At 51.2% G+C, this 22,907-nt stretch carries 15 protein-coding genes; 12 read left to right on the forward strand and 3 right to left on the reverse strand.

What is annotated here, in order from left to right; all coding sequences use genetic code 11:
* Positions 1 to 75 precede the first annotated feature (75 nt).
* The 5 genes from JJE36_01475 to JJE36_01495 are packed head-to-tail and all read left to right on the forward strand — an operon-like array spanning position 76 to position 5,440.
* The gene (locus tag JJE36_01475; protein ID MBK5210988.1) at positions 76 to 789 is read left to right on the forward strand and encodes a 2-C-methyl-D-erythritol 4-phosphate cytidylyltransferase; all 714 of its coding nucleotides are present in this window, start codon (positions 76 to 78) and stop codon (positions 787 to 789) included.
* Entirely contained in the window at positions 786 to 1,826 is a 1,041-nt protein-coding gene (locus JJE36_01480) for a galactitol-1-phosphate 5-dehydrogenase (GenBank protein MBK5210989.1), read from the forward strand. Before JJE36_01475 ends, JJE36_01480 begins: the two co-directional genes overlap by 4 nt.
* The gene (gene rpe / locus JJE36_01485) at positions 1,819 to 2,499 is read left to right on the forward strand and encodes a ribulose-phosphate 3-epimerase (GenBank protein ID MBK5210990.1); all 681 of its coding nucleotides are present in this window, start codon (positions 1,819 to 1,821) and stop codon (positions 2,497 to 2,499) included. Before JJE36_01480 ends, rpe begins: the two co-directional genes overlap by 8 nt.
* 18 nt (positions 2,500 to 2,517) lie before the next feature.
* Positions 2,518 to 4,287, forward strand: coding sequence for a CDP-glycerol glycerophosphotransferase family protein (locus JJE36_01490; GenBank protein ID MBK5210991.1), 1,770 nt, complete (start codon positions 2,518 to 2,520; stop codon positions 4,285 to 4,287).
* Complete coding sequence (locus JJE36_01495; protein ID MBK5210992.1) at positions 4,280 to 5,440, forward strand: CDP-glycerol glycerophosphotransferase family protein; 1,161 nt, start codon at positions 4,280 to 4,282, stop codon at positions 5,438 to 5,440. Before JJE36_01490 ends, JJE36_01495 begins: the two co-directional genes overlap by 8 nt.
* A 14-nt stretch (positions 5,441 to 5,454) precedes the next feature.
* On the opposite strand, the gene JJE36_01500 is transcribed toward JJE36_01495, so the two are convergent.
* Entirely contained in the window at positions 5,455 to 6,618 is a 1,164-nt protein-coding gene (locus tag JJE36_01500; GenBank protein MBK5210993.1) for a CDP-glycerol glycerophosphotransferase family protein, read from the reverse strand.
* 296 nt (positions 6,619 to 6,914) lie between these two features.
* On the opposite strand from JJE36_01500, the gene typA reads away from it, so the two are divergent.
* Together typA and JJE36_01510 are read left to right on the forward strand one after the other, a co-directional pair.
* Complete coding sequence (gene typA / locus JJE36_01505; GenBank protein ID MBK5210994.1) at positions 6,915 to 8,735, forward strand: translational GTPase TypA; 1,821 nt, start codon at positions 6,915 to 6,917, stop codon at positions 8,733 to 8,735.
* A gap of 135 nt (positions 8,736 to 8,870) precedes the next feature.
* Entirely contained in the window at positions 8,871 to 10,754 is a 1,884-nt protein-coding gene (locus JJE36_01510; protein ID MBK5210995.1) for a hypothetical protein, read from the forward strand.
* A 33-nt stretch (positions 10,755 to 10,787) separates the two neighbouring features.
* Here JJE36_01510 and JJE36_01515 read toward each other — a convergent pair whose 3' ends face one another.
* On the reverse strand, positions 10,788 to 11,957 hold the full coding sequence (locus JJE36_01515; GenBank protein ID MBK5210996.1) for a radical SAM protein: 1,170 nt from the start codon (positions 11,955 to 11,957) through the stop codon (positions 10,788 to 10,790).
* Between the two features lie 176 nt (positions 11,958 to 12,133).
* On the opposite strand from JJE36_01515, the gene JJE36_01520 reads away from it, so the two are divergent.
* The 4 genes from JJE36_01520 to JJE36_01535 all read left to right on the forward strand — a co-directional run bounded on the left by JJE36_01520 (position 12,134) and on the right by JJE36_01535 (position 18,713).
* A complete protein-coding gene (locus tag JJE36_01520) occupies positions 12,134 to 14,353 on the forward strand; it encodes a GGDEF domain-containing protein (GenBank protein MBK5210997.1) in 2,220 nt (739 codons plus the stop codon).
* Between the two features lie 65 nt (positions 14,354 to 14,418).
* Positions 14,419 to 16,413 (forward strand): diguanylate cyclase, encoded by a 1,995-nt coding sequence (locus JJE36_01525; protein ID MBK5210998.1) that lies wholly within the window; start codon positions 14,419 to 14,421, stop codon positions 16,411 to 16,413.
* 104 nt (positions 16,414 to 16,517) lie between these two features.
* Positions 16,518 to 17,381 carry a DegV family protein gene (locus JJE36_01530; protein MBK5210999.1) on the forward strand — a complete coding sequence of 288 codons (864 nt, stop codon included), beginning with the start codon at positions 16,518 to 16,520 and terminating at the stop codon, positions 17,379 to 17,381.
* Positions 17,382 to 17,393: 12 nt separating this feature from the next.
* Complete coding sequence (locus JJE36_01535; protein ID MBK5211000.1) at positions 17,394 to 18,713, forward strand: adenylosuccinate lyase; 1,320 nt, start codon at positions 17,394 to 17,396, stop codon at positions 18,711 to 18,713.
* Here the strand turns inward: JJE36_01535 and nth are convergent.
* The gene (nth, locus tag JJE36_01540; GenBank protein ID MBK5211001.1) at positions 18,710 to 19,351 is read right to left on the reverse strand and encodes an endonuclease III; all 642 of its coding nucleotides are present in this window, start codon (positions 19,349 to 19,351) and stop codon (positions 18,710 to 18,712) included. The two genes, JJE36_01535 and nth, sit on opposite strands and share 4 nt — an antisense overlap.
* Before the next feature lie 105 nt (positions 19,352 to 19,456).
* Here nth and mfd point away from each other — a divergent pair, with 105 nt between their 5' ends.
* A complete protein-coding gene (gene mfd / locus JJE36_01545; protein ID MBK5211002.1) occupies positions 19,457 to 22,867 on the forward strand; it encodes a transcription-repair coupling factor in 3,411 nt (1,136 codons plus the stop codon).
* Positions 22,868 to 22,907: the final 40 nt, after the last annotated feature.

Genomic DNA, 22,907 nt, shown 5'->3' on the forward strand with positions numbered 1-22,907 from the left:
TTCAGATATGGGCGGCTGAGCTTTATAGTATAATCAGCCGTTGTTGGATTACAAAAGTATTCGGAGGAATTGCGCGTGATATATGGTGTTGTATTAGCCGGAGGAACAGGCAAGCGCATGCGCAGTCGTAACCTACCGAAGCAATTCATCAAGCTCAATGGGACGCCGACTATCATTCTCACGATTAATAAGATGCTCGAGGTCGAAAGGTTCGACAAGCTCTTCATTGCAGTCCACTCCAGTTGGGTCTCCTACCTCGAAGACATGATAGATGCCTATATTCCCTGTCGTGACCGCATCACCGTCATCGAGGGCGGTAACGAACGTCTCGATTCCATATCGAACTCCGTCTATGCCGCCGTTGAGAGTCATCCTCTCAGTGACGACGACATCATCGTTTTGCACGATGCCGTCCGTCCTTTCATCACCAAAGAAGTGCTCGAAGCCAGTATCGACGGTGCGAAAGAGTATTCTGCGGTGGTGGCCGCCGTGCCCGCCACCGATACGATGCTTTGGATTAACGACGGAGAAGTCGTCGAGTCGATGCCGGACCGCAGCAAACTTTTTCACGGTCAAGCGCCCGACAGCTTTAAGCTGCACGTACTGAAAGAATCACTCGAGAGTCTCACCGACGAGGAGTGTGCGATTATTACTGGAACCGCGCAAATATGTATGCTGAAGGGAATTCCCGTCCACATCATTCCCGGTGACCGCAACAACATCAAATTGACCACCCCCGAAGATTTAATCGTCGCGAGGGGTCTATTGCTGGAGGAGGCTTACTTGTGAAAGCTTGTGTCTTGGAAGATATCGGTAAACTCGTCTATAAAGAGGTCGAGACTCCTGTTGCCGGCGAGGGCGAAGTTCTTCTCAAAATCAGAGCCTGCGGTATCTGCAGCAGTGATATCGACCGTGTCTTGAAGACGGGAACGTATCATTTTCCCACAATTCCGGGTCATGAGTTCGCCGGAGAGATAGTCGCGGTGGGAGCGGGCGTCGACAGTGGGTATATCGGGAAACGTGCCGCCGTATTTCCGTTGCTCCCTTGCAAAGTGTGTCCTTCTTGCCGGGATGAGCGCTACGTGCATTGTTTCGACTACAGTTATTTCGGTTCACGGTGCGATGGCGCATTCGCCGAGTATCTCGCCGTTCCTCTTTGGAATACGGTTATTTTCCCCGATAGTCTCTCTTTCGATGAAGCTGCGTTGTGCGAACCGACTGCCGTCGCGTTGCATGCGGTCGCTAAGGCGAAGGTTGACTCCGAGAGCACGGTCGTGGTTATAGGAAGCGGAACAATCGGCATCATCATCGCGTTGCGGGCCAAGCAACTCGGGGCGAAGGAAGTCGTCGTCGTCGGTACAAGCGAACGCAAGATGGAGTTCGTTCGTTCTCTCGGCATTTCGAAAGCGATAAATGCTAAAGCGGAGGATGTCGTTGACGGCGTCCGCGAGATTACCTCGCAGCGCGGGGCCGATATCGTATTCGAATGCGTCGGAAGCGATTCTTCTCTTGAAACTTCTTTGTCGGTTACAAAGAAGATGGGACATATCATCGTTGTGGGAAATCCTCATGGAGATATGAGCATCGAGCGCAATGCATACTGGAAGATTCTTCGCAACGAGCTCACTCTCACCGGTGTGTGGAATTCGAGTTATAATTCACAGACCAACGACTGGAAAGATGCTTTGGAATTCATTGCTCGAGACGATGTCGATCTGGCGAAGCTCATCACCCATAGATTCAGCCTCGAGCAACATAAAGCGGCATTCGATGCGATTACCGACAGAAACGAGTTCACGGTAAAGGTGATGTTTATCAATGAGTGAATCTGCGAAAAAACCGGGAGAAATCTCCGCCTCGATCATGTGCGCCGATATCAGCAACCTCGTCGAGACCCTCGACATACTCGAAAGTGAGAATGTCGAATATCTTCACATGGATGTCATGGACGGGCATTTCGTTCCGAATTTCGCCCTCGGCATGGATCACATAAAGAAAATCCGGGAAATCTCGAACATTCCCATGGATTTTCATCTTATGATCACCGATCCGGAAGAAAAGATCGGTTGGTTCAACTTCGGTCCGGGCGATTGCGTCATCGTCCATTACGAAAGTACGCGACATATCATCAAGGCACTCGAAGCGATTCAGGCGACCGGCGCGAAGCCGGGAATCGCGCTCAACCCCGGAACCCCCATATTCGTTTTGGACGAAATATTGGACTTCATCGATATCGTCGCCGCCATGACGGTCAATCCGGGATTCGCCGGGCAACAGATCGTGCCCGGGAGCATAGACAAAGTCGCTCGGCTCAAAAAGTATTTGATTGAGAAGGGACATCCGGATATCGAGATCGAGGTCGATGGAAATATCAGCTTCGAAAATGCAAAGTTACTGCGTGAACGCGGTGCCGATATTTTCGTTGCCGGCACGTCGAGCGTTTTTGGTGATATGGACAGGCACGCTGCGATTAATAAACTGCGAGAATCCATCATTTAGTCTTCAAGGAGTTTTTGGGTGAAATACGAAATCCGTATAGAAAAAATATCTATTGTGGGCAACACGTTGGAGCTCGCAATTCAAGGCATCGTCAATGACATGGCGTCCATATCCGAACGTCTGCCTAAGCCAAAACTCGTATTATATTTTGATAATGGAAAAGAAACGCGGCGTATTCCGTTTCCCTTTAGTTCGATTGTCAACTATCCAGGGCGCTGCACGTTTTATGGAACCTATACCTACAATCTCACTCAGATATTTTGGAAAACCAGGAAAGACAATCTTCCCACGCGACTCTTTTTCAACTTTTGGCTGGGAGATGTCTACGATGAGAAAATTCCTTTAACCTTTGAAAACGTTGAGTTCAGATGCGACAGAAACAATTTCGAGTGCAAGATTAAAGACAACGCGATTCTTATACGCCCCTCGACCAAGCGTCGCAATAAAGGAATAATGAAGTCGATTCGGGCTGTCTTGACGTTCGCCTACAATCTGGTGGGAACCGTTCTCGGTATTTTACTCTTGCCATGGTTCTTTTTGGAGGCCTTGCTTTCGTTTGTCGGTGTCGGAGAGCTTTCGTCCTCGATTAAGAATGACAATAAAATTCGGAGACTTGTGGGCCATTGCAATCAGAGGTTCGCTTCATTCTCGAATAGCAAGATTAAACTCAATCAGCTCTGGCGCATTATATATATGGGAATATTCACGGTATGCAGGATATTTCCCGTGAACAAAAATCAAATCGCGTACATTTCGTACCGTCGGAGCGAGCTCTCGGGAAACTTTGCCTTCGTGCACAAATACCTGGAAAAAGATCCGTCGCTTAAGATGGTCTCGTTCTTTAATAAAAACACTTCGATGCGCAATCCTTATAAAATCATTCAGTTCTGTTATATCTGCGCGACCAGCAAGGTGATTTTAATTGATGAGTTTACTCCTCAAATTCATTATATTGACCTGCGAAAGTCGACACGGCTCGTGCAACTTTGGCACGCAGCCGGCGCGTTGAAGACCTTCGGTTTTTCCCGCACTGGAAAGCCGAAAGGATCGCCTGATGATACGCGAAACCATCGTAGCTATGACTATGCCACGGTAAGCTCCTCGTACTGCATCAAGTGCCACTCTGAAGGTTTCGGCGTTGACGATAAGGTGGTCGTCCCGACGGGTATCCCGCGCACGGATGTCTTCTTCGATGAGGAATATGCGGCTAATACCAGGAAGAATTTTTATGGAAATTATCCTGAGCTTAAAGATAAGAAACTCATCATGTTCGCACCGACATTTCGGGGCATGCTCAAAGAGGACGCTTACTATCCTTTCAAAAAATTCGACGTCGGCAGTATTTTGTCGCAGCTCGACGACGAATACGTGCTCTTGATAAAACATCATCCCTTTGTCACGGAGAAGCATCCCGTGTCCGACGAGTATAAAGATCGCGTCTACGATTTTTCTGACAGTACTGAAATCAATGACCTTCTGTTTGTCGTCGACCTCATTATCTCCGACTATTCGTCGCTGGTTTTCGAGGCGTCGCTGCTTGAAATCCCGATGATTTTCTATGTTTTCGATTACGTGAAGTACGTTCGCGAACGTGACTTCTACTTTGATCTGGATATTTACGCGCCGGGCAAATTGGTGACGAAACAACACGACATCGTGACGGCCATCAAGAATAAGGATTTTGCCGTTGAGAAGATCAAGCCGTTTGCAGAGATGTTCTTTGATCGCCGTGATGGTAAATCAACGCAAGCCGTGGTCGATCTTATCTACAAGGCGTTGCATGAATAAGCCTGTCTTCATAGAAAAGCTCAAACGGCTCTGTCCGCCGGCGATTTTCCGTCAGTTACAGCGCTTCGAGAACCGCCGTAACATCGCGTGTTATCGAAAGTTCTCGAAAGACGGTATTCGGGAAAACAAGGTTGTTTTTCTTTCGCAAACGCGTGACGAGCTCGACGGCAATTTTCGCTTCATCAACAAGGCGCTTAAAAGCACATCGCTCAAGGCGACAGTCCTTCTCAAAAGCGACCATCGGGACATGGAAAACGTCATGCGGCAAGTGGCGCATGCCCACTATGTGATCGTTGACGATTTTGTCCGGTATATGTATACGTTGCCGCTTAATCCTCAGAGCAAATTCATCCAGGTGTGGCATTCAGCCGGCGCTTTTAAGCGCATGGGATTTGCCCGTATGGAGCATGAGGGCTCCACCATCAGAGGCTCGCTGACACATCGCAATTACACCGATGTCATTGTGAGCTCAGAGGGTGTTGTCGACAATTTCGCCGAGGCGTTCGGCATTGACCGTCAGCGTATACATCCAATCGGGGTTCCTCGTACCGACATATTCTTTGATGAGAAGTACAAACAGCGAAAGCGTGATGAACTGCGCCAAAAGTGTGGCATAAAAGACGGCCGGAAAACCGTGTTGTTCGCGCCGACATATCGGGGAAACGATGTTAACTCGGCTTACTATCCGAACGGGTTCATTGATTTCAACGCTTTGGCACAGGCTCTCGGTTCTGACTACGTCATCGTGATCAAGTTCCACCCCTTTATCAAACAGGATGTACACATTCAGCAAGAAAATGAGCACAGGATAATCGATATGTCGGAAATTCGGGAGATCAACGATCTGCTCTTTATGGCCGACGTGCTTATAACGGATTACTCTTCGGTGATATTTGAATATGCGCTCTTAAACAAGCCGGTGATTTTTTATACTCCCGATAGGGAGGAATACACGCGCAAGCGAGACTTCTTCTATAATTTTTCAACATACTGTTATGGGCCAGTTGTCACTTCGCAAGAAGGGCTTGCCGAAGCGATTCTGAACCCTTCTTTTGATTTCGCTCTCAATATGGGGGGGTTCATCCAAAAGTTTTTAAGTGCGTGTGACGGACACAGTACCACACGTTTTGTCGACGAGATATTGGAAAGATAGGAATGCCAGACGCTTTACGTGCTTTGTTTCCTCTCACCGTCGGCGAGAGGAAACTCACTGAGAATCGCTTCGCATGTATGCCCCTTTGAATAAGTGCAAAAGCGCGCAGCGAATGCGCGGTATTCTGTCTGTGCCAGTTCGGGCATTCTTGTATTGATATGCGTCTCTTTGATGGCATCGCTCAGCTCGTCGGTGGTGCGGCAATTGGCGCCGGGAATATCGCGCAGGTAATCGATGTAGAATCCGTTCTGCTTAAGGTAGTCTTTCAGATCTCCGCAAATCTTGAAGAGCGGCATGCCGAGGAGCGCCGCTTCAAACAGCACCGAGCTGTAGTCGGTGATTAGTCCGTCAAACGCGGGAAGATACACGTTTAAATCATTTTTAGATGAGAGTACGGCATCAAAATGTGTATCGGGTGATTCCTTTATCACGGTGTGCGGCTTGTATACGACGGCGTAATTTGAACCGAGAGCATTCTTCAGACTTTCGACATTAAATGTCTGAGCTGCAGACTTATCCGCGCTGAATCCGCGAAAAGTCGGTGCGAAGAGCAATAAGATCTTTCCTGCCAATCCAGGGTGTTCGGTCAATAAGAGCGTGCGTGCCTTCTGTCGCGCATCGGGCGCGAGCAATGTGTCCGTCCGAGGGCTGCCGAGACCAAGAATCCTGTCTTCGCTTATTCCAAACGCCGTGGCATAAGCCTGGCGTGTAGGTTCCGAGTCGGCAATGACGAAGTCATAGCCCCTGTGCAGGAATCTGTTCTCAACCTTGCGTTCTTCGACGGGCGTGTCGAGCCCGAACTTCTTGAGCGCGCCGGTCGCGTGCCAGACCTGGATGACCTTCGTCTTCTTTCTATGGGGGATTACGTGAACAGGGAAGAGCGCGTTATCGATAAAAAAGTAGTGCGCGGTTTTAAGGTGATACGTCGTTTTGACCAGCGAGAAAAGATACGAGATTTTTCCCCACAGTCCGTACGAATAGGTGCGAAACAGAATGACGTTTTTGCCGTCGGGGTAGCGCTTTTTATAGGCGGTCAGCAGCGCCGCCAAGTTGCCCGTCGGCTTGTTATCACGCGCCGAGGCAAAGACGACCTTTTGTTCGTCAACGGGGAAAAGCGAGAAGAAGAGCCCGCAGACTGATAAAAATGTAATTGATAAATAATATTCAATGATGTTCATAAGTAACTTTCAATCGGGTACCAGATAAGTCTATCCTACCGTATTTCTGAAGGCGAGAATCATACATGTATGGTTGCCGGCCCTCGCTCGGCATACGCCGCATCTTCGACCATCACGATAAACGCCATCGGTGACATCGCGTTCACGGGCGGCAGCCGTGTTTAAGCCTTAACACGTAATATCGAGCCCGATTTAAGTTTTTACTCAAAGTCGAGTATGATGGTATGTCCGTGAAATTTGCGCAGATGTGATGCGCATCTTATTTTTCCCTATCGGTGAGAAGGTACTAGTTTTTTATGAAGCAAAACGACATCAGAAATATTGCAATCATCGCGCACGTCGACCACGGAAAAACAACGCTGGTCGACCGTCTGCTGCAGGCCACGCACGTATTTCGCGAGAACCAAGAAGTGGCTGAACGTGTGCTCGACTCCAACGACCAAGAGCGCGAGCGCGGTATCACTATCCTCGCGAAGAACTTTTCGATTCGCTACAAAGACGTAAAGATAAATGTCATCGATACCCCGGGTCACGCGGATTTCGGGGGAGAAGTCGAGCGTGTATTGAAGATGGCCGACGGCTGTCTCCTCATCGTGGATGCATTCGACGGACCGATGCCACAAACACGGTTCGTGCTGAAAAAGGCTCTTGAGAACAAACTCAAGCCGATGGTCGTCATTAACAAAATCGATAGGCCGGGTGCTCGTCCCCATGAAGTTCTCGACGAGGTGTTCGAGCTCATGCTCGAACTCGGCGCTAACGATTCACAACTTGATTTTCCCGTGATTTACACAAGTGCGGTCAACGGGTATTCGCGCGTCGAACCCGACGACGGCAATATGGATATGGTTCCTTTGCTCGATGCGATTCTCGAGTACATCCCGGCACCGGATGTCGATATCAACGGTCCGCTCGCTTTGCAGGTGTGCAAAATCGATTATTCGAGTTATGTCGGACGTATCGGAATCGGACGTTTGTTCTCCGGCACGATTCACGACGGCGAAAAAGTGCTCGTCATCAAAAATGACGGTACCCGCTATGACGGAAATGTGAAGAAACTCTACACCTTCGAAGCGCTCGGCCGCGTCGAGGCGGAAGAGGCACATGCCGGCGATATCGTCGCCGTCGTCGGAGTCGAGGGAATCGACATCGGTGATATGTTCACTTCGAGTGAGCATCCGATTCAGCTCGACCCGATTCATGTCGAAGAGCCGACGATGTCGGTCGTCTTCGAGCCCTCGACAAGCCCCCTTGTCGGACAAGAAGGTTCGATTGTCGGAGGTCGTCAGATAAAAGAGCGTCTCATGCACGAGGCCGAATCCAACATCTCCATGCGTATCACGGAGACCGAAGACAAAACCGGCATGGAAGTCGCCGGACGCGGCGTTTTGCATATCACCGTTTTAATGGAGACCATGCGCCGCGAAGGTTATGAATTTCAGGTCGGACGTCCTCGCGTCATCATCAAACAGGATGAACACGGCAAGAAGATCGAACCGATTGAGCTCGCCGTCGTCGATGTACCGAGCGATTTGGCCGGTAAAGTCATCGAGATTTTCGGTGCGAAGGGTGGCGAGATGTTGGATATGGTGCAGCGTGATAATCAGGTTCACCTCGAGTTTAAAATCGCTTCCCGAGGCGTCATGGGGTTGCGAACCCGTATTCTCAACGCCACGCGCGGTGAGGCGACTCTGTTCCACCATTTTGCAGAGTACGGTTCGTACCGAGGAGATCTCAGCGGTCGTATGAACGGCTCCCTCATCGCCATGTCGAATGAAAAGGCCGTTGCCTATGCGCTCGATTCTCTTCAACAGCGCGGTTCGATGTTCGTAAAACCGGGCGATGTCTGTTATGAAGGGATGATCGTCGGCGAGCACTCGAAGTCCGGCGATATGGTCGTAAACGTAGCGAAGGCAAAGCAACTGACCAACATGCGTACCTCCTCGGCCGATAAAGGAATCATTCTCGAGCCTCCGATGACCTTCACTTTGGAAGAGGCGCTCGAATATATTGAAGATGGCGAGCTTGTCGAAGTAACACCGAAGAGCATTCGTCTGCGCAAGCGACTTCTCAACGAGAAAGATCGCAAGAAAGGTCATGCGGGTATGGGCAGATAAAAATATCGCCCGTTCTAGTCAGAACTTACGAATGCTTTTCGACATTCGTAAAGATTCGGTGAATTTGAGCAACCAAACGATGACAAAGCGTCCCGGTAATTTAAGGGTCCCTTTTCTTGTGCGTACAATGAGGTCATGAAGCGCAAAAAGACATTTTCATTCTTAATCGCCGCGGCCATATTGGCTCTGCTGTTCGTCGTCGTTTACTCAGTGCGCGATATCGTGCCGGAGAATCAACAGAAAGACGATCTCCTCGGAGTCGCGCGTTCTGCGGAGGCTACGCAATCCGATGCGGCCTCTTCGGTCGCATCCGCCGAGGCATCCTCCTCCGCGGCGAGTGATTCATCTAAAAGCACCGGGTTTATGACCACACTCGAAGAAAGTGACATCACTTCTGCGACGTTGTCTTCGGGTGACGGATTCTCCACGTGGATAGCACAGCCGACGACGGTGACGCTTCAGACACCGTCATGGGCGACGACGACGACATATCGTCTCGACGACGGCAACGATTCGAACTATGTGACACCGATTGCGTTCAACTCCGAAGGCAAACATTCGCTCTATTATCAATCGACGAGTGATCGACAAGTCGAAACGCTTCAGGCGCAAGAGGTTTGGATTGATTTCACACCCCCGAGCATGCCGGGAAAAGTCGTTTTCAGCGAGCCTGCGAGTGATGGATTTTCATGTGCTTTCGGTGAGTCGACGGATGCAGTTTCAGGCATAAAAAGCTATGAAGTCACGGTCACTCCCGAAGGTGATGAGACCGCGGCAACCTTCAGCAAAGAATTCGACGGCCCCAACGGCGTCGTGACCGGCCTGAAGGCGGGACGATATGTGCTCGGTATCACGGCGGTCGATTTTGCGGGAAATCGCTCCACGACGCAGACGATGCCGGTTGCAGTGGGGCTTCCCGCACCGATTCTTACTTGTAAGTTCGACGATTCGAATGTGGCAAACGATGTCGCGCTCGGTAAATGGATCACTTCGGATGCAGGTGTTCGTATGATTGTGTCGATCGAGTCGTCGGCTCCTGCGGTCACATTGAAAAATACGACGCTTGCGGGCTCGCTCGAGACAACGGAAGCGACTCAGACTTCTTACGGTGCGATTCCGCTTGCTTTTATCGATGAGGGCAGCGGGAAAGTCGTGATTTCAGCGACGGACATGTACGGTAACGATTCAATAGAAACAAGTTTTACGCTCAATATCGATCACACCCCGCCCAGTCGAGTAAGTATCGTAAAGGCGAGCGTCGAACCTGCGGTATCCGATTCCTCTCAGAAAAATTTGAAGATTTCATGGCAAAGTTCGGGCGATGCGGTATCGGGCGTGAAAGGCTACCATATTCGTATTGTTCGGAAAGACTCGGGATTTTCGGGAACGCGCGAAATATTCGTCATGGGCGCGAATTACACGGCGACGGATGTGGAAGACGGAACATATGCGGTGACCGTGACCGCCGAAGACAACGCAGGTCTCATCGGCACGGGGGTTACCGTCCAATCGAGCTTCGGTCGAAACGATGTTGCTGAAAACAGTTCAGGGGCATCCGCCGGTGCGAGCGCATCGAGCACAAAGAAAGATAGCAGTTCGGATTCTTCCGGCGGCGGTGCGAGCGCATCGAGCACAAAGAAAGATAGCAGTTCAGGGGCATCCGCCGGTGCGAGCGCATCGAGCACAAAGAAAGATAGCATTTCGGATTCTTTCGGCGTCGGTACGAGCGCATCGAGCACAAAGAACGAGAGCAGTTCGGATTCTTCCGGCGGCGGTGCGAGCGCCTCTGCGAAAGCGAGCGCCGGCATCGCTGGACGGATTGCGACCACAACGCAGGCGATGATGAAAGCGATGTGGGACGCATTGCCCCAATCGCTTACAAAAGACTGGCGTCTGTGGATTATCGGTGCCCTCGGATTCTTATTGGCAGTCTCTTTGATGACGTATTATTTCGTGTCGAAACATCGATTTGCTCGTAAAGAAAAGCCTCAGCCGGTGTCTTCTTCCGTGTCGGCGTGAGGCTTTTCCTGAATATCTCAAAATAGATTGAGCTTAACTGCAACTTCCCTGGCAAGGAATCGCCTTGTCTGAATAGGCGGTCGGTATTTTACGTTCGCTTGGGTGAAGTATGCACGATATATCTTCTTCCATGGTGTCGCCTGTGCGCTGCCAGGCCTTGACGCGGCAGCCGCGGCAGATGCGACTGTATTCGCACTTCTCGGGGGCGCACTGCCCCTTGGATTCTTGGGTATCGATTTCAAAGAGGCGAGAGGTCGCTTCGGCAAAAGAAATCTCTCGGATATTTCCAACGGTCCAATCTTGGGCGAACTGACAGGCCATGACTCCGCCCTCGGAATTGATGGTCATATGTCCTTTTCCGACGGGGCACGCGGAGAAGATTTGGAGACGTTCGAGTCCCTTATGGACATCGATTCCTTGTTCGATGAATTTTTCCGCGATGTAGGGGATGACCGAGGGGATGGCGCCGATGTCATAATCCAAATCGTTGCCGGGCTTTTGGATGTCTTCGACGATGAAATCGCACAATTCGCGCCACTGTTCAGTGGTCACACGCATGTCCTCTTCGCCCTCCGAACGCCCCGACGTGATGAGGTCACAGATGTAAATCATGCCGCAATCGAGATCTTTGCACATCTGGATGATATCGAAAATATAGTTCCATGTTTCCTTGGTGAGCGCGGTCTTGAGTACGACGCCGACATCGTTTTTCCGAAGAGTCTTGATGGCGCTCATTACTCTTGCGTGCGTTCCCGGCACGCCGACCATGTCATCATGGAATTTTTCCGGACCGTACATCGAAGTCGCCACCCAACGTACCCCGTTTTCCTTGAGTCGTTTGGCGCTTTTCTCGTCGATGAAGGTACAGTTCGTCGAAATGGTGGGACGGACACCGGTGGCTGCGACCGCCTCGAGAATCTCCCAAAAGTTTTCGCGCATCATCGGCTCGCCGCCGCTCAAAAACGCGACCGGGACCTTCGCCTCGCTCATACGCTTCACGAGGTCTATGCATTCGGCGTCGGTTAGCTGGTCGGGAAGCGTGTGGGCATCGGCGGCCATATAGCAGTGATTGCATTTGAGATTGCAGCGATTGGTGATGTTCCAAATCAAACTGCTGGGACGGCCGAGCTTGACCGCCTGAAGCGCCTTGTTTTCCGATTCGGACGCGGCACCTTCAAAAAATAATGAGCGAACGTGAGCCATGGCTCCTCCTAAACGATTCAAAACATATATGAGATAAGTGTACATGCATCGTCTGAAATGGTGGAGCTCTTGTAACAACTGTGTTTGAAAGTACTTACCTTGTACCTTGTATTTTTGGTATTATTACAAGGTAGGAGGAAATAAAATTGCTTCATGGACTCGATATACGGCATCTAGTGCCCAAGTTGGTTGGGTTCGGTGTTGCTGTATTGTTGGTGTCCGTTGCCGGGATTGCATTTTGTGGTCACGAAATTAGAACGGTGCTTGAAAACGACACGGTTCAAAAACTTGATTTCACGGCGCGGTCCGTCGCTTCTACTCTCGATAATCAAATAACGCTCATGCAATCGAAATTGAATACGCTCCAAATCTCTGCAAAGCTTGCGGATCCTTTTCGACCGTTGAATGAGAAAATGTCTGCGTTGGCATATTTCGGAGAACAGAATAACCTCGTTCGCGGGGGTATCGTCGATATCAACGGCAGTGCCCGCACCTATGCCGGTGCGATATTCGACGCGTCGAACAGTGATTGGTTCAAGGGGTCCAAAGACGGGAATGCGACCATATCGAACTCGGCGATAGCCGATGCATCCTCCGGAAAAGACATCGTCACCATAGCCCAACCGTTGTATTGGAATGGCACAATAGTCGGAGTCTCGTTCATTTCACAATACACGGCGGAATATTTATCTTCTCCGGTGGCATCGCTTACCGACGGAGAATACAAAGTGAATGTCGTGGACGAAAATAGGCGCTTTCTTTTGAAAGACCGTGGGAATGTCGATTTTTTGCAGCAAGTAAAAAGAGAAACGCCTCCGAGAGATTATCAAAAGCTCGTCGATGACTTGACCAATCAACAAGCGGGAGTCGCCTCGGTCGTGATTAAGTCGCAGGGGTATGAAGTCGCGTATCACCCCCTTATGAAACAGAATGGGTGGTCAATCGTCGCTATCACTCAGACGCGAAATGCAAACTCATATGTCGAGGATATTTTTACCTACCTCGATATCTTCGGCGGAGTAATCGCCGTGCTGTTGTTCGTCCTTGTGGAGACGCTCGTCATCGAGGTGGAGAGGAAACATATGAAAGAGGCGGAAAGTCTTCCTTTCGATGTCGAGACCGAAGAAAATCTTCGAGCCGCCGTCCCGCAAAATGAACGAGGCGTTTTGGAGAGGATAGAGTGCATCAAGAGGGGTTTAGCTGCCGATGAATTAGCGGTGATAGGGATACTGGAAATAGAGTCGCTTTCGAAATTTCCTCAGGTATATAGTCGACGAATTGCTGGAAAAGTGGTGGTGGCGCTCTCCGAGAAGCTCGCTTCTTTCGATGATGGCAAATGCGCTATCACCTCTTTCGATCGAACTTTCTTTGTTATCAGTTGCGCAGGCTTCCACTCCCGGAGAGAGTGCCGTGAATATATTCAGGATATCGAAGAACTGGTGAACGAGCCCATCAGAATCGACGAGCTCGTGCTCACTGTAACCATGCATATGGGCGCACATATTTATCATAAGAATCCGGAAAATGGGAAAGATGCACAAGGGCTTCTCGATGTCGCGAAGCGCGCGCTCGACGAGGCTCGTTCCACCCGGAAAGGCCTTGTGTTTTATAGTCAGGCAATGGAAAAAAGTGAGGAAAAAAGTAATTTCATTCAAAATAATCTTCCCTTTGCGATTGCGCATGATGAATTGCAGTTGGTTTATCAACCTCAATTCGATTTGCGCACACAAAAGATGACGGGGGTCGAAGCGTTGTTGCGATGGCACAGTGCAGAGTATGGCGTTCTTTTGCCGAGAGAGTTCCTGCCCATTGCCGAAAGCGAAGGCCATATTCTCGAAATCGGTCGGTGGGTTGTCGACGAAGTATTCAAAGATGCCGCTGCTCACGCAGATAGAGATTTGGTGTTTTCGTTTAACGCATCCCCGCTCGAACTTTTCAATCCGGGTTACGTGTCATATGTCATTGAAAAATTCACCCACTATGGACTCAAACAGGGTTCGGTTGCAATCGAATTCAGCGAGGAAGGCATAGTCGATATCTTGGAGCAAGTTTTTCCGGCGCTTGAGACGCTGCGAGCGGCGGGTCTCTTGGTATACATCGATCAGTTCGGCTCTCAAATTGAGGCTCTTGTACGTTTTGCAAACGCACCTCTCGATGCGATAAAAATCGAAGGTCGGTATTATGAGTCCATGGAGCTGGACATACGCCGACGGATGCTTGTGGAATGCAGTGTGGACTTTGGAAATAAATTAGGTATCCATGTAATGGCGCAAGATGTCATGACCGATGCGCAAGAACAGTCGCTCATTAACAAAGGATGCGAAAAAGGGCAGGGATACCTGCTGTCTCGACCGCTTCCCCTAGATGTGCTCATGCAGCTTCCGCTGGTATCATGAATACCGATACGCACCTGTAGAGGGACGAGAGGTTTGTGCTAAGAAATCGAATCAGATATGGCTTTTTGGCCTTTGCATTGATTCCGTTGCTCATAGTGGGCTCGGTCGCAGCTTCGGTGATGTACGGCATAGTGTATCGTTCCGAATACAGCAAAGCCACCAGTCTTGTGGATGCGACGGCTTTTTCCGTCGACACGTATTTTGCCGATGTGATCACGAATCAAAAAATTCTCGCTCGATCGCCTTCGGTTGAAAATGCATTTGCAGAGGGGAACGACTCTGCGCAAGGCGATGTTTTGAAAAGCTTCAAAGAAAGTTCAGACGATTTTGACTGTTTCATGGTGATCGATGAACAAAATAAAGTGAGAGCCTCATCGCTTCCGCAATATGTCGGATGTGTTTTCACCCAAGACAGTTCGAGCGTTCAATACAATAACGAAGACCAGTACGTTTCGTCGGTTGTCTCATCACAGGTTTTTTCCGGTCTGCCGTGGGCTCATGACGAAATGTTCATCAGTACTCCTTGTTTTAAGAACGGGGAATACAAGGGGAGAATCATCGCTTTTCTCAATCTCGGGTATTTTGAACGTCTCATGATGACGACTCAAAAAAGCAGTATGGTAGCAGTGGCGATTTTCGATTCCGAAGGTAACGGGGCGGTCGGCAATCCACGTATTTTATCCGAGGAGCAGAGAACATCGTCACAAAATGAGGAGTTTCAAGGAATTGTTTACGGGGAAGCCGTTCGTGGTACGGGCGAACCGAAGAAGTTTTCCACCGAGATAGGTAAAGACAGGTTTCTTGCCGCGGCGCAGGTGGCGACCGGATCTCGGTGGGTGGTGGTGGGGTTTGTAAAAGCGAGCGCGCTTTACGAACCGGTCGTCACGCCGGCGCTTATCGTCGGACTTGTGATTTTCCTCATATTGATACTGGCTAATTTTGTCGCCGATATGCATGCCCGGCGATTGATCGATCCGTTTGAAAAGGATTTTTTGCCGGCGATTCACGCGATTGCCGCCGGAGACCGACATACGAAAATAAAGTACGACAAAGACGATGAAATCGGGATGGTCTCTCGAGCATTCAATGATTTGGTTGAAGATATCGATGAGCGCGAGAGGGAGCTACGGGTCAGCGAGGTACGCTATCGTATGATGGTCGAAGAAAATCGCTATATAGTATTCGAATGGAGTGCCGGTACCGACACGATGGAGATGGCTCCGTTGTTCAACCAGAGGTTCGGGTTCAATCCGAGTCTGGAAAACGTGTCGAACACATTCTCGAAACTCGAAATCGTGTTTCCCGACGACGTTGCCGAGTTCAAGCGATTCTGTGACGATATTTTCATTCGACATTGTAACTCCAGGGCTTCTGTCCGTCTCAAAAGCGCATCGGGAGAGTATACGTGGTTCGAGGTTCGTACCGTTGCGCTTTACAATCTGTCGCAAGAATACTACGGAGCTTTCGGAACCTTTTCCGATATCGATGCCGTCAAACGCGAGGAGATTCGCCTTAGAGAGCAGAATCGTACGGATGATCTTTCTCGCGTCTTGAATAGTCGAGCCTTCAACGATGCGACCGACGAGATGTTGGAGGACTCGAAAGGGTCTGACAAGACGGTGACCCTGTTTTTCATCGATATCGATGATTTCAAGATGTTCAATACCGATCACGGGCACGCGTTCGGCGATCGTGTCATTCGCTTTTTTGGAGTGGTATTACGTACGGCGGCGGACGGTTACGGGGTCATCGGTCGTGTCGGTGGAGATGAATTCGCGATGTGCTTGGAGCTTCGGGATTCGGACCCGAGCCCCGAGCAAATCTCTCGGCAGATATCTTCTGCGCTCGCTCGTGGTCTGCAAGTGCGCGATGGCGGGGGCCCTCTTCCCATTCGTGCCAGTATAGGAATCGCGCAATACCCGCTCGACGGGCAGAACTACAGCGAACTCATGCATGCCGCCGACCAGAAGATGTACTTCATCAAACAGGAGTCGAAAAAGGACCGCCAAATGGCCACATTCCGAAAACTCGAAGACGAGGGCGCCGATCTTCCGACTTAGTCGGCGCGTCCTGATCTCGATGGTTCGTGCGATATACTATAAAGACACAACGGCAAACGATAAGTATGTGTGGCTACGTAGAGCACCTACTGCGGGAGATGTTTATGGGCGTATCGGTCGTTACTGATTCAACTACCTGTATTCCGGCTGAATTATTGAAAACTTACGGCATTCGAGTAGTCTCACTCTCTATTCACGACGGCGATACCTGCAGCCGAGAAATCGACATGGATTCCGCGGCTTTTTATGAACGTCTGAAGGACATGCGCGTGCTCCCCACATCTTCACAACCTTCTCCCGAGGAATTCGGAAGGGTTTTTTCCGAAATCATCGATGGGGGAGACGATGTTCTCGCGGTCTTTCTTTCCAGCGAAATGAGCGGTACATGTGAAACGGCGAAAATGGTCGCCGAGATGATTGCAAAAGAAAAACCACACGCTAAAATCTCTATCGTGGACAGCGAGACGAACAGCATGCAAGAAGGCTATGCAGTGCTGTCAGCGGCTGAATGCGCTGCTCAGGGGGGCACTCTCGATGAGTGCGAACGTGCCGCGCGCGATACCATGGCGAGAAGCCGGTTCTTGTTCGCTCCGCAATCCCTCGAGTATCTCATGCGAGGCGGTCGCATCGGACGTGCGTCGGCTTTATTCGGTTCCCTACTCAAACTCGTGCCCGTGCTGACTGTGGAAAACGCGGTCACTACGACTTACGCTAAAGTCAGAACATACCCCAAGGCGTTTGCAGTCATGCGCGATAAACTTGCCGAAGATATCCAAAAAGCCGGTGGTTTGAAAAATATTTGCATTCACATGATAGTGGAGCGTGAACCGGCCGAAAAGTTCAAAAGGGAATATATCGAGCCGTTCGTCGGACGAGACGTGGAAATAATTCCTCTTCGGCCGGTCATCGGCACGCATGTCGGTGCCGCGGTCGGCGTCGTTTATGAGACAGTGAACCCTCTTCGCTAGAAAGGTCAGGCAATGATCCCTCGTTATTCCTATCCCGAAATGGCAAAAATTTGGGAACTAGAGAACAAATTCGGCATTTGGAAAGAAATCGAAGTGCTCGCCTGTGAGGCTCAGGCACAACTCACCGATGCCGATATCACGCCCGAAGAGGCTGCGACGATTCGAGCGACTGCGCAGTTCGAAGTCGAGCGTATCGATGAACTTGAGGCGACGCTCAATCATGATGTCATCGCTTTCCTCACCAACATGGCGGAACACATCGGCGAACCCAGTAAGTGGGTTCATTACGGAATGACCAGTTCCGATCTCGGCGATACGGCGCTTTGCTACCAAATGACTCAGGCGATCGACATCATCATCGACGATGTCAGGCGTGTCGGCGCCATTGCGCAACGCCGTGCGTTTGAGACGCAAGATATGCTGTGCGTCGGTCGTACGCACGGCGTTCACGCCGAGCCGATGACGATGGGCATGAAGTTCGGGCGTTGGGCGCATGCGATGAACCGTGCCATCGAGCGTCTCGAGTTTTGCCGCAAACAAGTTGCAGTGGGCGCCATTTCGGGCGCCGTCGGTTCCTATAGCAATATCGACCCGAAAGTCGAAGCCTACGTGTGCGAGAATCTCGGTCTTACTCCCGACCCTCTTTCCACTCAAGTCATCGCGCGCGATAGGCATGCGTTTTTCCTCAGCGTGTTGGCGACGATCGCGACTTCTGCAGAAGAGATTGCAACAGAAGTGCGCGCTCTTCAGAAGTCCGATACGCTGGAGGCGGAGGAGCCCTTCAAAAAGGGACAAAAAGGCTCGAGTGCCATGCCCCATAAGCGAAATCCCATCACCGCCGAACGTATTTGCGGGCTCTCTCGTGTCATAAAGGCCAATGCGCAGGTCGGGTTTGACAATGTGGCGCTTTGGCATGAGCGTGATATTTCTCATTCGTCGGCCGAACGCGTCGTGCTCGCGGACTCGACGATTGCGCTCGACTATATTTTGCGTAAACTCGAGTGGATTCTCGACGGTATGGTGTTGTATCCGAAAAACATGCTCGCGAACTTGAACAAAACGCGCGGGCTGATTTATTCCTCACGTGTTTTACTCGTGCTTGTCGATACCGGCATGCTTCGCGAAGACGCCTATGCCGTCGTTCAAGAAAATGCAATGAAAGTATGGGACGATCTTCAACAGGCTCGCGCGGGCAAAACGTTTCGTGAGCTTTTGGAAGAGGATGAACGGTGTCCGCTCGATGGCGGTTCTCTCGATATCATTTTCAATCCATGGGAGTTTCTCGGTCGTAAAGATGTCTTGTTCGATCGCTTGAAGGGTCTTGAGTTTTAGCCGATGGTCGTGACGCTTTTTTTCGGGCAGATGTCTGAAAGAAAGCATGCGGTGCATTGAGGTTTTTTCGCATCACAGATTCGTCGCCCCATGTTAATCATCCAGAAGTTGACCATGCGCCATTGCGTTTGCGGGAACACCGCGCACAAATCCCCTTCGGTTTTCTCCGGAGTGGTGGCATTCGAAAGCCCGAGTCGATGGGAAACTCTGAACACATGCGTGTCGACTGCGATTCCCGCCGTCACATGAAAACTTTCCGATAGTACGAGGTTTGCCGTTTTTCGGCCGACGCCCGAAAGGGTGACCAGCTCCTCCATCGTCTCGGGGATCTCTCCTCCGAAGTCGGACTGGACTTTTTGTGCGAGCGCGATGATATTTTTTGCTTTGTCGTGATAAAAACCGAGGGAATGAATGATGGTTTCCACATCCCCCTGAGATGCCTGAGCCAACTTTTCTGTGTCGGGATACCTTTCAAACAACAGCGGAGTCACCTTGTTCACGTTGGCATCGGTTGTTTGCGCGGACAATGAGATGGAGACGACGCACTGATAGGGATTTGCGAAATGCAATGCCGGAGTCGGATCTTGTGGGAAGTATTCGGAAAAGCGCACAATGACAGCCTCTGCACGTTTGCGCATTTCCGAGGTTATCCGGCTGGTCGGTTGAGGATAGTTCGTCATCTTTTCCTTTCGCACGTACGCACAGTTTATACTATTACAGAGGTACGCATTTGAAAGGTCTGTATGAGTTATAACAAGCAATTGGCCAATACCGTTGTCGCCGCTTTGAGCGGTTTGCCCGAATTCAAAGAGACCGAGAATGAACTTGCGGCCGGCAACGATATTTCTCTCGCCACCCCGACGATAATTCGGGCGGCGTACATTTTCACGCAATTTCGGATGCGCCCGCGCACGATTTTGGTCGTTACCGAAAGCGAAGAGGCCGCCGATACCATGCTCGGAAGCCTCGCGGCGTACTTCGACGGTGATGAGCTGGCCCACTTGGCTCTGCGCGATGATTTCCCTTGGCAAGATAAAGCGCCTAAGCTCGGTCTCGTCACTCGTCGTGTCCGGGCGCTTCATTTCCTCTCGACCGATCGCGAGGCGGTCGTCGTGGCGTCGGTGCAAGCGCTCATGAGATCCGTTCCGCTCGACCATCCCGAGTTCTTCGCTCCTCTCGAGCTTTCCGTCGGTCTTGAAATCGATATCCTCGAAGTTGTGGCACGACTCGTCGAAATGGGCTATACCCGTGCAGACTATGCGACGGATGAAGGAATGTTCGCGTTGCGCGGAGATGTTCTCGATATACATCCGGCCATCGGTACCCAAAGCGTCCGTGTCGAGTTTTTCGGAGATGTGCTCGAGTCGGTGAAGCGACTGGTGCCGGGTTCGGGCCAAACGCTCGGCTCGACCGGCGACGTCGTGCTGTATCCCCTGCGCGAGATTTCCCTCACCGGTGAGGTGATCGCGGAGGCGACCATGGCACTCGAAAAGGCGGCGTTTCTCAATCCGATGGTCGCTTACCATCGAGACCTGATCGCACAACGCATCGCCTTCAATGAAATGGAAGGATATTTGCCGCTGCTCGTGAAAAGGGTGGGCTCGGCCGCCGAGTATTTACCTGCGCAAGCAAGCGTCGCAGTCTTGGAGCCGCGTATCCTTTTCGATGTCTCCATGCGGGCCTATGAGGAATATAACGCTCTTGCGATGAAAGCGAATTTCAAAAACGCTTTCGAATCAAAGCAACTCTTGTCGGGATTGTTCTTGGGGCCGGCGGAACTGAATTTCGGTTCTTGCGGGCGCCTCACATGGATGTCCACACTCAACACGATGCATGCCGACGTATCTCTTCTCGCCAAACGTCCCGATGTCGCCGGAAGCGATGCACGGCTCGTGACCGCCGTTCGAAATTACCTGCAGTCGGGTTATTCGGTGACGCTCTGTCTGCCGAATCGCCGTATTCGCGAACGCGTGGGGGAGCTGCTGGTGTTCGAAGGGATTCCCGTCGGTGACAAAGCCCGTTCGGTGAAGCTCATCGATCACGATGCCGTGGTGGGGTTCATCGTGCCGGATGCCGGAATCGCCGTCATAGCCCAAAGTGATGCGTTTCCGCGTGCGGTTAAAAAAATACAGAAACGACAAGATATCGATATCACCAAGCTCACGTTCCCTTTCAAGCCGGGCGATTACATCGTTCATTCTTCATACGGCATTGCATTGTTCAAAGAAGTAACCAGGCGCATCGTCGACGGCGTCGAACGTGATTATCTTCATTTGCAGTATGCGGGTGGAGATACGCTCTACACACCGATCGACCAGATCGATCGTGTCACAAAATACGTCGGATCCGACGGGGGCACCCCGAAAGTCACGCGACTCGGCACGAAGTCGTGGACGAAGGCAACCGCCCGCGCCCGCGCAGCCGCCAAGAAGCTCGCCATCGATCTCGTGGACCTCTACGCGAGAAGAAGCCAGGTCGAAGGGTACGCATTCAGCGAGGATACCGTATGGCAGGCGGAGATGGAGGCGCTGTTTCCTTACGAGGAGACCCCCGACCAGCTCGAGGCGATAGCCGATGTCAAGGCGGATATGGAGTCGAGCAAGCCGATGGATCGTCTGGTGTGCGGCGATGTCGGTTACGGTAAGACCGAGGTTGCGATTCGCGCTACGTTCAAAGCGGTTCAAGACGGCAAGCAGGTGATGATTTTATGTCCGACCACCATTTTGGCCCAGCAACATTACACGACCTTTTCGGAGCGTTTCGCTCCCTTCGGGATCGAGGTGGAGGTACTTTCGAGATTTCGTTCTTCGGCCCAGCAGCGCGTCGCCGTCGAAAAGTTCGCCGAAGGCACCGTCAAAGTGCTGGTCGGTACGCATCGCCTCCTTTCAAAAGATATCAGTCCTTACGACCTCGGGCTCCTCATCATAGATGAGGAACAGCGCTTCGGAGTCGAACACAAGGAGAAGTTGAAAAACATGCGGGCGAACATCGATGTGTTCGCCATGAGTGCGACGCCGATTCCGCGCACGTTGCAGATGTCGCTATCCGGTGTGCGCGATATGAGTGTCATCGACACTCCTCCGGCGAATCGGTATCCGGTGAAGGTGCACGTGGGAGAGTGGGATGAAGACGTCGTTTCACACGCCATTCGAAATGAACTTTCCCGCAACGGACAAGTCTATTACGTTTCGAACCGTGTCAAAACAATCGAGGCGGCAGTCGAGCGCGTGAGGAAGGCGGCTCCCGAGGCCCGTATCGGCGTCGCCCACGGGCAGATGTCTGAACACCAACTCGAAGAAGTGATGGAACAATTCGCCGCCAATGAGATCGACGTGCTCATAGCCACCACCATCGTCGAATCGGGAATCGATAACCCACACTCGAATACGCTCGTTATCGAAAACGCCCACATGCTCGGTCTCTCGCAGCTGTACCAGCTTAAAGGACGTGTCGGCAGAAGCCATGTGCATGCTTTCGCCTATTTTTTGTATCCTCTGGGAGTCGAAATGAGCCAAACGGCAATCGAGAGGCTCATGGCAATAGCAGAAAACGACGGGCTCGGAAGTGGTATCAGAATCGCCATGCGGGATTTGGAAATTCGCGGTGCCGGCTCGATTATCGGCGCCGAACAATCCGGCCAGCTCAGTGCCGTCGGTTTCGATTTGTTCGCCGGTATGATATCTGAGGCGGTGGCCGCGGCTCGCGGCGAAGCTGCCCCGGTGTTTTCGGAGATTCGCGTCGATTTGCCCGAAGCGGCGTTTATCCCCGAGGAATACATCGAAGATGTCTTCGAGCGCGTCGTTTTGTACAGACGCATTGCAGGTTTGGCGACGAAAGAAGGTATCGACAAACTTTACCAGGCGATGGTCGATGCACACGGAACACCTCCTGTCGAAACGCAAAATTTGTTCGATATGACGCGTATCAAAGTGATTTGTGCGGAAATCAAAGCGGACGCGGTGACGGTGGTCGGACCGCATATTCAGGTGCGTATGCCAAAACCGGACGAAAATGTCTTGGCTGAATTGCGTTCCATCGGTGCGCTCTACGATGATAGGCGAAAGATGTTTCGATGGAAGATTCCTTATGGAGAGAGTGTGGTAAAGGCAACGCGCATGCTGGTAGGTGCTATATTATTTGATGCTTCGAACTGATTATATTTTGCGATGCGATTCGCCGTTTTATTTCATTCGG

The sequence above is a fragment of the Coriobacteriia bacterium genome, assembly GCA_016649875.1.
Lineage (GTDB): Bacteria > Actinomycetota > Coriobacteriia > WRKU01 > JAENWW01 > JAENWW01.

Excerpts from the sequence above, each read along its gene's own strand:
- rpe (MBK5210990.1), top strand. The coding sequence starts at position 1,819 with ATGAGTGAATCTGCGAAAAAACCGGGAGAAATCTCCGCCTCGATCATG.
- JJE36_01495 (MBK5210992.1), top strand. The coding sequence starts at position 4,280 with ATGAATAAGCCTGTCTTCATAGAAAAGCTCAAACGGCTCTGTCCGCCG.
- JJE36_01500 (MBK5210993.1), bottom strand. The coding sequence starts at position 6,618 with ATGAACATCATTGAATATTATTTATCAATTACATTTTTATCAGTCTGC.
- typA (MBK5210994.1), top strand. The coding sequence starts at position 6,915 with ATGAAGCAAAACGACATCAGAAATATTGCAATCATCGCGCACGTCGAC.
- JJE36_01510 (MBK5210995.1), top strand. The coding sequence starts at position 8,871 with ATGAAGCGCAAAAAGACATTTTCATTCTTAATCGCCGCGGCCATATTG.
- JJE36_01515 (MBK5210996.1), bottom strand. The coding sequence starts at position 11,957 with ATGGCTCACGTTCGCTCATTATTTTTTGAAGGTGCCGCGTCCGAATCG.
- JJE36_01530 (MBK5210999.1), top strand. The coding sequence starts at position 16,518 with ATGGGCGTATCGGTCGTTACTGATTCAACTACCTGTATTCCGGCTGAA.
- JJE36_01535 (MBK5211000.1), top strand. The coding sequence starts at position 17,394 with ATGATCCCTCGTTATTCCTATCCCGAAATGGCAAAAATTTGGGAACTA.
- nth (MBK5211001.1), bottom strand. The coding sequence starts at position 19,351 with ATGCGCAAACGTGCAGAGGCTGTCATTGTGCGCTTTTCCGAATACTTC.
- mfd (MBK5211002.1), top strand. The coding sequence starts at position 19,457 with ATGAGTTATAACAAGCAATTGGCCAATACCGTTGTCGCCGCTTTGAGC.